Origin of the sequence: Vibrio sp. 10N.286.51.C3 (assembly GCF_003050065.1) — a bacterium.
Lineage (GTDB): Bacteria > Pseudomonadota > Gammaproteobacteria > Enterobacterales > Vibrionaceae > Vibrio > Vibrio crassostreae.
The window spans coordinates 72,452-84,690 of the sequence record NZ_PIGC01000001.1 but is presented as its reverse complement, the minus strand read 5'-3'; the positions used below and the strand labels follow the sequence as shown (position 1 = coordinate 84,690).

The 12,239-nt window shown below is 44.7% G+C and carries 8 protein-coding genes; 7 read left to right on the top strand and 1 reads right to left on the bottom strand.

Features of this window, described 5'->3' with window-relative positions:
- Positions 1-16: 16 nt before the first annotated feature.
- The gene (locus CWO27_RS00350; protein ID WP_102432069.1) at positions 17-2,470 is read right to left on the bottom strand and encodes a glycogen/starch/alpha-glucan phosphorylase; all 2,454 of its coding nucleotides are present in this window, start codon (positions 2,468-2,470) and stop codon (positions 17-19) included.
- A gap of 567 nt (positions 2,471-3,037) precedes the next feature.
- On the opposite strand from CWO27_RS00350, the gene malT reads away from it, so the two are divergent.
- The 7 genes from malT (at position 3,038) to sstT (ending at position 12,190) form a co-directional block, all read left to right on the top strand.
- Positions 3,038-5,746 (top strand): HTH-type transcriptional regulator MalT, encoded by a 2,709-nt coding sequence (gene malT, locus CWO27_RS00345; protein ID WP_048662438.1) that lies wholly within the window; start codon positions 3,038-3,040, stop codon positions 5,744-5,746.
- A 555-nt stretch (positions 5,747-6,301) separates the two neighbouring features.
- On the top strand, positions 6,302-7,222 hold the full coding sequence (locus tag CWO27_RS00340) for a DUF368 domain-containing protein (RefSeq protein ID WP_048662439.1): 921 nt from the start codon (positions 6,302-6,304) through the stop codon (positions 7,220-7,222).
- 196 nt (positions 7,223-7,418) lie between these two features.
- On the top strand, positions 7,419-7,859 hold the full coding sequence (locus tag CWO27_RS00335) for a hypothetical protein (RefSeq protein ID WP_048661009.1): 441 nt from the start codon (positions 7,419-7,421) through the stop codon (positions 7,857-7,859).
- Positions 7,856-8,452, top strand: coding sequence for an SCO family protein (locus CWO27_RS00330; RefSeq protein WP_048661008.1), 597 nt, complete (start codon positions 7,856-7,858; stop codon positions 8,450-8,452). The genes CWO27_RS00335 and CWO27_RS00330 overlap by 4 nt, the downstream gene beginning before the upstream one ends.
- Positions 8,453-8,537: 85 nt before the next feature.
- On the top strand, positions 8,538-8,996 hold the full coding sequence (locus tag CWO27_RS00325) for a copper chaperone PCu(A)C (RefSeq protein WP_048661007.1): 459 nt from the start codon (positions 8,538-8,540) through the stop codon (positions 8,994-8,996).
- Positions 8,997-9,521: 525 nt separating this feature from the next.
- Positions 9,522-10,586 carry a ribosome small subunit-dependent GTPase A gene (gene rsgA / locus CWO27_RS00320; protein ID WP_107898346.1) on the top strand — a complete coding sequence of 355 codons (1,065 nt, stop codon included), beginning with the start codon at positions 9,522-9,524 and terminating at the stop codon, positions 10,584-10,586.
- A 389-nt stretch (positions 10,587-10,975) separates the two neighbouring features.
- Positions 10,976-12,190 (top strand): serine/threonine transporter SstT, encoded by a 1,215-nt coding sequence (gene sstT, locus CWO27_RS00315; RefSeq protein ID WP_048661005.1) that lies wholly within the window; start codon positions 10,976-10,978, stop codon positions 12,188-12,190.
- Positions 12,191-12,239 lie beyond the last annotated feature (49 nt).

The following is a 12,239-nucleotide window of genomic DNA, read 5'->3' as shown; positions in this document are numbered from 1 at the left end:
GGCTACTTTGGAAGTATTAACGGTTAACCGCTTCAAGTTTCCAGATGTTGTTCACGTAGTCGCGGATAGAGCGGTCTGATGTGAACTTACCAACCAATGCGGTGTTAAGAATCGCTTTCTTAGCCCAACCTGCTTGGTCTTTGTATTGCGTACCCATGTCTTCGTGCGCTTTCACGTAAGATGCGAAGTCAGCAAGACATAGGTAAGGGTCACCACCGTCTAGCAGGCTATCAAACGTTGCACGTAGAAGGCCTGGTTGACCCGGTGTAAACTCATCGCCAGTCAGAAGGTCTAGAGATGCTTTCAGTAGTGGGTCTGCATTGTAGTAGTCGTATGGGTTGTAGCCCTGAGCTTTCAGTGCTTGAACACCGTCAACGTCTAGGCCGAAGATGTAGATGTTTTCATCGCCCACTTCTTCACGAATCTCAACGTTTGCACCATCCATCGTACCAATAGTTAGCGCGCCGTTTAGAGCCATCTTCATGTTGCCCGTACCTGATGCTTCTTTACCAGCTAGTGAGATTTGCTGAGAAACGTCTGCTGCAGGGATGATGATTTCAGCCATGCTTACACGGTAGTCAGGAATGAATACCACTTTCAATTTGTTGCCAATGCGAGGGTCGTTATTGATCTTCTCTGCAATCTTGTTAACCGCGAAGATGATCTCTTTCGCTAGGTGGTAACCCGGAGCTGCTTTCGCTGCGAAGAAACATACGCGTGGCTCACACTCGAAACCAGGTTCGTTAAGAATACGGTGGTACAGAGATAGAATGTGTAGCAAATCTAGGTGCTGACGCTTGTATTCGTGAAGACGCTTGATTTGAACATCAAAGATAGCGTTAGTATCTAGCTCGATACCCATGTTCTCTTGAACCCAATCAGCAAGACGCTGTTTGTTTTCTTTCTTAACAGCCATGAATTCTTTTTGGAATTTCGCGTCTGTTGCGAACTGAGCGATGCCTTCAAGCTGCTCAAGTTTTGCTGGCCACTCAGAGCCAATCTTACCTGTGATTAGATTAGATAGGCCTGGGTTACAGAACTTCAACCAACGACGTGGCGTGATGCCGTTCGTTACGTTAGTCAGTTTACCTGGGAAGATTTCGTTAAACTCAGGGAACAAGTCTTTCTTAACCAGTTGTGAGTGAAGCGCAGCTACACCGTTTACTTTGTAAGAGCCAATCACACATAGGTTTGCCATGCGAACCATGCGGTGGAAACCTTCTTGGATGATAGAAAGCTTCGCTTGCTTCTCACCGTCACCAGGCCACATCTTGCGAACTTCTTGCATGAAACGGTGGTTGATTTCAAAAATGATTTCCATGTGACGTGGAAGAAGACGGTTGATCAATGATTCAGACCAAGTCTCTAGAGCTTCAGGAAGTAGTGTGTGGTTCGTGTAAGCGAACGTATGAGCGCTGATTTCCCATGCTTGATCCCAAGATAGGCCTTTCTCGTCAATCAAGATGCGCATTAGCTCAGGAATCGCAATTGTTGGGTGCGTATCATTAAGCTGAATCGTTTCTTGCTTAGGCAGCTCTTCTAGAGAGAAACCTGCTGCTTCGTGACGACGTAGAATATCGCGAACAGACGCTGCTGAGTGGAAGTACTGCTGCATTAGACGCAGAGTCTTACCTTTCTCGTGGTTGTCGTTCGGGTAAAGAACTTTCGTGATGTTACCTGCATCGATTAGCGAGTGTTGCGCTTCGAAGTAATCACCGTTGTTAAAGCTTGCTAGTGAGAATGGTGCAATTGCCTGACATTCCCAAAGACGCAGCGGGTAAACCGTGTTTGACTCGTAACCTACGATAGGTAGATCCCAAGGCATTGCTTTTACTTCCATACCTGGAACCCAAGTACGTACTTCTTTACCGTCGATGAATTCAACGTCTACATGACCGTAAAAACCAATGTGTTGTGCTAGTTCTGGACGAGCCACTTCCCATGGGTAACCTTCAACACCGCGCCACGCGTCAGGTGCTTCTTGTTGGCGGCCGTCTTGGAAAGATTGTTTGAATAGACCGTACTCGTAGTGAAGACCGTAGCCTACTGTTGGGTATTCTTGAGCAGCACAAGAATCCATGAAACAAGCAGCTAGACGACCAAGACCACCATTACCTAGTGATGGGTCGCGTTCTTCTTCTAGAAGGTCAGTTAGGTTTTGACCTAGCTCTTCCATTGCATGAGTGATCTGTTCGTATAGACCCATGCTGATCAGGTTATTACCTGTCAGACGGCCAATCAAAAACTCTAATGAAAGGTAGTTAACGCTTTTCGCGTTCTTAATTTTTTCATCGTTTTCAGTTTCTAGCAGGTCGAATGTTGTGAGTTCTGCTAATGCGCGACCCATTGCTAGGTACCATGCGCGGCTATCCGCGTTTTCAATCGTTGTTGCGTAGGTTGCAGATAAATGCTTCTTAACGCTTTCTTGGAACGACACTTTATCGAAAGTTTTTTGCTGAGTTGGTTTCATTTCAGAAATCTCGCTTTTAATAGTTCTAATTCATCTGTGACATATCGTGCATGGTCACCATAAACTAAACATCCTCCCGCTAACGCGACTGACTAGGAGTAGATGGGAGGGCGTAGGGGGCGTACCGACTTAGGGTTAGTGATCTGACTCTCATGTTCTGACTTCGAACAAAAAGTTGGAGTGACTAAGATCACAAGCTCCCGTTCGATAACTTAACTTCAATTGATGTGACTTTTATTTAACCGGATTACAGTCATTATCAAATCTGAGTTTCAGATCACGAAAATAATTTCTAGCTCTCATCCTTTGCATAGATTCCCGTGTAGGGAAGAACAAAGTCACATTCACGAACCAACCAACAACGTGAGCAAAGTCTCAAATAAAGGGCGTAGACACCCAAAAACATGCAGAAGCGCAAGGTTTCTGAGGAGGATCATAGTCGGTGCCGTTTTGCTTCACGTAATATGAGCGAAGACTTAAGTAATTAGGCTAATGTCATTGGATTGCACTCAACGATAGATTGGGATAATTCTGAACATAGCCACGGAATAGGTGAAAAACTTCGACATGTGGATCCCATCGAAACTAACTCGTCCCGGCCGCTTACATAATGCAATCCTACGACCTAGGGTTCTCGATCTGCTTCAGAACGCAGATTGCTATAAGCTTGTGTTGTTCCGCTCTCCAGCGGGCTACGGCAAAACCACCATGGCTGCACAATGGTTGGTAGATAAACCCAATGTGGGTTGGTACAGCATTGATGATAGTGACAACGATGCCTTCCGCTTTATCAACTACCTACTTCAATCGCTTAATAAAGCGACTCAAAATGCCTGCCCGAATGCCCAAAAACTAGCAGAAAAACGACAATTTTCATCGCTGCATTCTTTATTGAGTGAAGTGTTCGCCGAAATGTCGGAATTCCATCACGAATGTTTTCTAGTGTTGGATGACTATCATTTGGTCAACAATGACGACATCCACGAAGCAATGCGCTTCTTCCTTAAACACATGCCCGACAACCTAACGCTAGTTGTAACCAGTCGTGGTACACCACCACTTGGTACAGCAAACCTGCGCGTTCGTGATTTAATGATCGAATTGGGTAATGACTCGTTGGCGTTTGATACCGAAGAAACCACACGTTTTTTCAACCAACGTGTTGCTGATGGCATTGATGACATCACCGCAGACAGTATCTGTAACTATGTAGAGGGTTGGCCTTCTGCTCTGCAACTTATCGCGCTGCAAGCACAGCACCAAAAACGCACCCTTGCACAATCCGCAGAGTCGTTTTCTCACTTTAACCACGCCCACCTTTGGGACTACTTGGTTGAAGAAGTATTCGACCTGCTAGATAAAGAAACCCGACAATTCTTGATGCAATGTTCTGTGCTTGATCACTTCAACGATGAGCTTGTTTGTGCACTTACACAGCGCGAAGATGCGTTAGGTATGATCGAATCACTCAACCGTTTTGGTTTGTTCATCTACCCACTTGAAGGCGAAAAGAACTGGTATCGCTTCCATAACTTATTTGGTGAATTCCTCGCACATGAGCGTCAAGCTCGAATCCCTCAACAGGAAGCAGAACTGCATCGAAGTGCGGCAAAAGCGTGGATCAAGCAAAACACACCACACCAAGCACTACGCCACGCACAGCGCGCTGAAGATCCAGAACTGATCATTCAAATCCTGACTGAACACGGTTGGCCGATGTTCAACCAAGGTGAGCTTTCATCTTTAGAGATGGCGATCAAGCAACTAACCACGGATCAACTTTACAGTGAGCCTAAACTGTCCATGTTGCGCGCGTGGCTTGCACAAAGTCAGCACCGTTATGACCAAGTGGGTACTTTGTTGGAAGAGGCAGAGACTCAATATCAAGCTCGAAACATTGAACTCGATACTCAGCAGCAAGGTCAATACAACGCCTTGCGCGCCCAAGTTGCCATCAACAGCAATGAACCTGAAAAAGCGTTAGAACTGGCTGAGCTTTCGTTGAGCCAACTGAACACCACTGTTTATCGTAGCCGTATTGTTGCAACCTCGGTTGTTGGCGAAGTGAATCACGTAATGGGTAACCTCAGTCGTGCGCTACCGATGATGCAACAAACAGAAAAACTGGCACGTCAGTATCAGGTTTACCATCAGGCTCTGTGGGCGATTCTGCAACAAAGCGAAATCTTGATTGCTCAAGGTTATGTTCAAGCTGCATTTGAGCTACAAGACAGTGCATTCAAATTGATTGAAGAGCACCAGCTTCAATACGTGCCTTTGCATGAGTTCTTGCTGCGTGTTCGCGCCCAGATCTTCTGGTGTTGGAACCGACTAGATGAAGCGGAAGAGTGTTGCTACAAAGGGTTAGATATCCTTGGTCACCACTCTCCAAGTAAACACCTGCACAGCTACTCTATGTTGGCTCGTATTTCATTGAGCCGCGGCGAGATAGATAAAGCGTCGAAATTTATCGACCAAATTCAGCACTTGTTACGTCAATCAACTTACCACGTAGATTGGACTGCGAATGCCTCGCTATCTCTGATCTTATTCTGGCAAGTGAAAGGCGACAAAGACGCAATCCGTGACTGGTTGAGCGTTGCTGTTCGCCCTGAATCAGCAAGCAACCACTTCTGTCAGCTTCAATGGCGTAACATCGTGCGTGCTCACATCATCCTTGAGCAATACGAAGAAGCAGAAGAAGCTTTGGCGTTCTTAAAGAGTGAAGCTCAGCGTTCGCATCTGATTACTGATACCAACAGAAACTTGATCGTTGAAGCGGTATTACGCACCCAGATCAACGATGAAGACAGTGCGCGTGTATTATTAGAAGAAGCCCTACACATGACCAACCAAACCGGTATGGTCGGTAACTTCCTGGTCGACGGTGGTACTATCGGGCATATCTTGGATAAGTTGAGCAACAAGCCAGGCTTGGGTGATTTAGAACGTCACCGAGCACAACAAATCATGAAAGATATCTCGACAACTCAACGCAGTCGCTCGGTTCACTTCGATGAAGACTTTGTAGAGAATCTGGTTAATCACCCGAACATTCCTGAGCTGGTGCGTACCAGCCCACTCACCCAGCGTGAATGGCAAGTACTTGGCTTGATCTATTCCGGGTTCAGTAACGAGCAAATCGCTCAAGAGCTTGATGTAGCAGGCACCACTATCAAGACTCACATCCGTAATCTGTACCAAAAGCTCAACATTGCTAACCGTAAAGAAGCGATAAGCACAGCAGAGAACTTGCTGCAGTTGATGGGGTACTAAAACGGGTTCGAGATTGATTCGAGAAAAACATAAGCTAGTCACCGATGGTGGCTGGCTTTTTTTTCGCTTGGAGAATGGGAAGTCACCGATAAAAACTAGAGATCGCCAAACAACAGGCAAAAAAATAGCCAACCGCAATAATCGCGATTGGCTCTATATATTTGTGAACAAATCATAAGTTCACTAACAACGTCAGTTGGCTAGGTGACCCTCGGCTTAAGAAGGGTCAACTAATACAATGCAGTTAGCGTGCCAACTTTAATTTAGCGTTTTATAAGCCCTGCATCGCATAAAAACCGCGATTTTCACATGCGAATTGCAAAGTGCATTTGCATAATGCAACCAAGATGCAATATCGATAAGAGACCAGTTTCATCGATACTCTTAATGACAAATCACTAAGTGGTTGTATTTTAAATATTAGACCAAAGTTCACTTCAACTTATTACCTTACAATTAAAGAGGTAATAAAAGCATCGACCCAGTAGCATATTCATACTTTTTTTACACTAAAGTTTGTATACTGCACAAAATCATCCTCAACTCTATGAAGCAATGAACTACTTAAGTACTTTTTTCAAAGGCATGGCAATGGGCGCTGCCGATGTTGTCCCTGGCGTGTCGGGCGGAACCATCGCATTCATCACCGGTATCTACGATACGCTGCTAGAAAGCATTCGCAGAATTAACCCTAGTGTACTTGGCTTATGGAAACGCGAAGGCTTCAAAGCTGCGTTTAACCACATCAACGGTTTCTTCCTGATTTCACTGTTCGCGGGCGTGTTCACCAGCATTGCAACATTCGCCAAACTGATTTCTTGGTTATTAGTCATGCACCCTGTTCCACTATGGTCTTTCTTCTTTGGTCTGATCTTGGTGTCGGTTTTCCATATTCTTAAGCAAGTAGAAAAGCGCGATATGATTCGATTCGTCTTTTTACTGCTTGGTGTTGCCTTCGCTTATAGCATTACCGTGCTTAAGCCATTGCAGATGGAACCAACCAGCATCAACATCTTGATTGCGGGTGCGATTGCGATCTGCGCGATGATTTTACCGGGTATTTCAGGCAGCTTTATTCTGTTACTGATTGGCATGTATGGCCCGGTACTTGGCGCTGTTAAATCGTTTCAAATCGATGTACTTGCCCTATTCCTAGGTGGTTGTGTGATTGGTCTACTGACTTTCTCACACGTACTCTCTTGGCTACTGCGCTCATTCCGCGATTTCACATTAGTATTCTTAACAGGCTTGATGATCGGTACGCTGCCTAAAATCTGGCCGTGGAAAGAGACCATCAGCTGGCGCATCAACTCGAAAGGTGAGCAAGTACCGCTGATTCAAGAGAACCTATCTCCGTTCAATTTCGAAGCGGTAACTTCTCAACCTTCTCAACTCACTTTATCGGTGATCATGATGTTGGTGGCCATCGCGCTAGTGCTGGGGTTAGAAAAGTTTGCTGAGCGCAATGCTGACTAATCTCTAACAATCGTGCACAAGTTAGCATGTAGGGTGCCGAGCTTAGATAGCGATGCACCTTGTAAATTGAATCAAAGCGAAGCTACTGGCTTCGCTTTTTTATATCTACCTACGCACAAAATTGCTTTTTGATACAAGCACGTATTGAGTGGTGTGATACCATCGCCGTTCTTATAAAATCAAATTGGAACACGACATGCATCCAGCATTAAAGGTTGCTGCGCTTGGTATTGCTCTGGTCGCTGGCTTTTATGGACCACAGGCAGTTGAGCAATTTAAAACGGTAGTAGAGAGCCACTCTCCTGACGTCAACTTAGATGACTACTGCATGCTTTCAACAACATCGTGTGAGCAAGACACCGTTGCTATGACGCTTGAACATGAGACGGCACAGCCTCTGGTTCCGACTAAAATCAAAGTCGTTTGGGAAGGCGCAGCATCTGAAACATTAATGCTGTCACTCACTGGCTTAGAAATGGAAATGGGCTCAGCACGTTTTCAATTAAAGAATATTGGTAACAATACCTATGAAGGTGATGTAATTTTACCTGTGTGTACCATGGATAAAATGACTTGGCTTGGCGAACTCACCGATGGTGTTGAAACCGTAAACCCTGCAATAAGGATGGCAAGATGAGTAAGAATTGGTCGTTAGCATTAGTGGTAGCGTTTGTACTTGGCTTTGGTGTCAAAAGCTACCTTGATGGGCAAAACGAAGCTCAAGAACAGCACGCTGCAAAGCAAGAATTCTCGGCAACAACGCTTTTTGGAAAAGACAACCAACCAATAAAACTCTTTGACGAAACCGACGACAGAATTCGTATCGTTTACTTTGGCTTCACACGCTGTCCTGACGTTTGCCCAACGTCATTAGCGATGCTAGCTGGAGCACTTAACCAAGTGTCAGATGAAGCAAAAGCGAAGATTCGCCCAATGTTTGTCTCTCTTGACCCTGAGCGCGATGCCGCGGAAGCTTCATACGAATACGCGCAGTACTTCAACCCAATGATTGAAGGTATGAGTGGTCCACTGGATGTAACCACTAATTTGGCACATAAATACGGTGTTATTTTCAGAAAGACACAGCTTGAAGGTTCAGAGCTGGAGTACACACTTGACCACAGCTCATATTTCTACTTTTTAAAGCCCAACGGTACCTTAATTACTAAAGTACCGCACACGTTGACGCCTGCGCCAATTGTTGAAGCTATCAACAAGCTGACGCAGTAAAACGTAAAAACAAAGAACTTAACGAATAAAGTTCAAACATAAAGTCAGGTCCCAGACCAAAACATAAAACAATAAGGACAACAACATGAAGTTAAAAGCACTTGCTCTAGCAGGCTTATTGCTCACTCCTCTTGCTCATGCAAAAAGCGACATCATGGTTCATGACGCGTACGCTCGTGCGACACCACCTTCAGCAGTGAACAGCGCAGTATTCACGACCCTGATGAACCACAGCGATAAAGATCGCGCTATTGTTTCTGCAACTACACCCGCAGCAGGCAAGGTAGAGCTTCATGATGTTATCGTTGATGGCGACGTAATGAAGATGCGCCAAGTTCAACAGATCACAATCCCTGCGAATGGTGAAGCGGTACTTAAGCCTGGCAGCCTGCACATTATGTTATTCGACCTAAAAGATGGTCTAAAAGAAGGTGAGCAAATCGAGATGACTCTGACTTTCGCTAACGGTGAAACGCAAACCTTTGAAGCGCCAGTTAAGAAAGTAATGAGCGGCATGAAAAAGATGAATCACGATCATCACTAATCGGATTCACAATCAATGAACTAAATTAAGCCACGATGACTTCTCGCCATCGTGGCTTTTTGCTAAACTGAACTCGCTTTTTATTCAAAGCCTGAACACATTAGTAACCAAGGAGAATAGAAGATGATTGTAATGAAAACACTAAAACTGGCAGTAAAAGTAACGCGTTAATTTGTTTGGTTAAGCAAACTTTTATCTAGAACGACCAACATCAAGCCATCTACTGGCTACCGCACACTTTTACCCGGTTTACTATTGATCTATAAGTGATCGATACCTGCATGCTCAATAACGCATGACTAAATCCGGGGTCCTATCTATTTGAATTCGACCCAAGCTCAAAACATTTTTGACGTCTCGACGCTTTTGAACTCATCAACGCTTTTTGGTTTCATCAACACTTGTTGATCTCGTCAATAACCTGAGATCTCACAAGATGTTAATGCTCTCATAAGACTTTAATGCACTGATAAGACTTTAATACTCTCACAAGAAAAGAAAGCTCGCACGTCTGGGTAAATAAACATGAATTCACAACACGCATTTTCTCATCCAATGTCACTTCAACAACTTGGATGGCAACCTGTATTTCAACAACAACTGACACTCGAAGACTATGACCAATCCGTCATTGCTCGTATTACCGCGCACCATCGCAGCGGCTATACACTGGCGTCGGAACAAGGCGAAATCGTTCTACCTATTAATCAAAACCAACCCGCAATGACGGTTGGCGACTGGGTAATCTTGAACTCTGAACTGCAATTCGACCGCTTGCTAGAACGTCAATCACTCTTCAGCCGCAAAGCAGCGGGCAGTCGCGTCGCAGAACAATATATCTCGGCCAACATCGACACGGTTTTTATCGTGGTTTCGTTAAATAACGACTTTAACCTAAGCCGTATCGAACGCTACCTAGCGCTCGCTAATGAAGCACAGGTTGAATCGGTTATCGTACTCACCAAGAAAGACTTGTGTGACGACTACCAAGACAAAGTACAACAAGTGCAAAGCTTAGATTCTATGCTGATGATCGAAGCGGTGAACAGCTTAGACCAAGAATCAACTCAAGTATTGTCACCTTGGTGTAAAACAGGCAAAACCGTCGCTTTGATGGGTTCATCCGGTGTGGGCAAATCTACGCTAGTAAACTCATTGCTCGGTGAAACTCAACAAGCTACGGGTGGCATTCGTGAAGACGACAGTAAAGGCCGTCACACAACCACATCACGGTCGCTCCACTTGCTAACATCGGGTGGTTTACTACTCGATACTCCAGGAATGCGAGAGCTACAACTTGCAGACTGCGCTGAAGGCGTGAGTGAAACCTTTTCTGATATCGAAGAGTTAGCCATGCATTGTCGCTTCTCTGATTGTCATCATGAATCCGAGCCGGGATGCAAGATACGCAAAGCCATTGAGGATGGTGATTTGTCTGAAAGACGATTTACTAACTATCAAAAGTTATTGAGAGAGCAAGCCAGAAATGGCGCCTCATTGGCAGAGCAACGCGCGAACAGAAAACAGCTTTCCAAGATGTACAAAACCGTACAGTCAGAAAGCCGAAACATTAAAAAAGCGACTGACTAAACCAATCAGGTTAATAAAAATACGCTTTATTTAAACGATTAAGCCCCACGGTGTTAAACACGTGGGGCTTTTGTTTCAATTTAGTAGCAAAGCGACTATTTATGCACACAATGTTCTTATCTATAAGTATTTACATTTCCAAATTTACAGTATATTAGGTCTAATAAATGCAGTTCTGCAGATTTATAGCTCAATCGAAATACAATTATTTAACATTTAGCTCTAAAAACACCACGTAGTGCAAACAATCACCCTAAAAGTAAACTATTCCTAGACACCCGCTAAGATCCCGCTAATATGACCGCCCATTCCACTAGTGTATAGTCGGATTTGGTACAACTTTATAAAAAGATACATCACTATAATAAATTAACAATTGCAGGTATTTTATGCAAAATCACAACATGCTCGCCCGCATCGCTCGTGGAAATCTCGTTCTACAGATCCTTGCTGGTATTGTTTTCGGTGTCGTTCTCGCCATGGTTTCTCCTTCAGCAGCTCAAGATGCAGGCCTACTAGGTAGTCTGTTTGTTGGTGCTCTGAAAGCTGTTGCCCCAATTTTAGTATTCATTCTTGTTGCAGCTTCTATCGCAAACCAAAAGAAAGGTCAGCATACCCATATGCGTCCAATCATTGTGCTTTACCTGATTGGTACGTTCTCAGCGGCACTTACTGCTGTAGTACTGAGCTTCATGTTCCCAACCACTTTGACACTGGTTGCTGGCGCTGAAGGTGCTAACCCTCCTCAAGGTATTGCTGAGGTTCTTCATACTCTTCTATTCAAGCTTGTAGATAACCCAGTTAGCGCGCTAATGAACGCGAACTACATCGGTATTCTTGCTTGGGCAATCGGCCTAGGTCTTGCACTGCACCACGCATCTGCAACAACCAAAGCGGTTTTCGAAGACCTTAGCCACAGTGTTTCACACATTGTTCGCTTCATTATTCGTCTTGCGCCATTCGGTATCTTCGGTCTTGTTTCGACAACATTTGCAACAACGGGCTTCGATGCACTAGCAAGTTACGGTCAATTACTAGCGGTTCTACTAAGCTCAATGCTGATCATTGCTCTTGTGGTTAACCCATTGCTTGTATTTGCAAAGACAAAACAGAACCCATACCCACTAGTACTGCAATGTATTCGTGAATCTGGTGTAACGGCATTCTTCACTCGTTCAAGTGCTGCAAACATCCCAGTGAACATGAACCTTTGTAAGAAACTAAACCTAGACGAAGATACTTACTCTGTATCTATCCCACTAGGCGCAACGATCAACATGGCGGGTGCTGCAATCACCATCACTGTGTTAACGCTTGCAGCTGTACACACAATGGGTATTGAGATTGATATCTTCACTGCTATCCTACTAAGCCTTGTTGCTGCAGTATCTGCATGTGGCGCTTCAGGCGTTGCCGGTGGTTCACTACTACTGATTCCTCTAGCTTGTGGCCTATTCGGCATCTCAAACGATGTAGCAATGCAGGTTGTAGCGGTTGGTTTCATCATTGGTGTGATTCAAGATTCAGCTGAAACAGCGCTTAACAGCTCAACTGACGTAGTCTTCACTGCGGCTGTATGTAAAGCTGAACAAAACAAAGCTTAATCGGCTCCTAGCTATTCGGCTTCAGCTCTAAGCTCTAAAAGCAAATAGC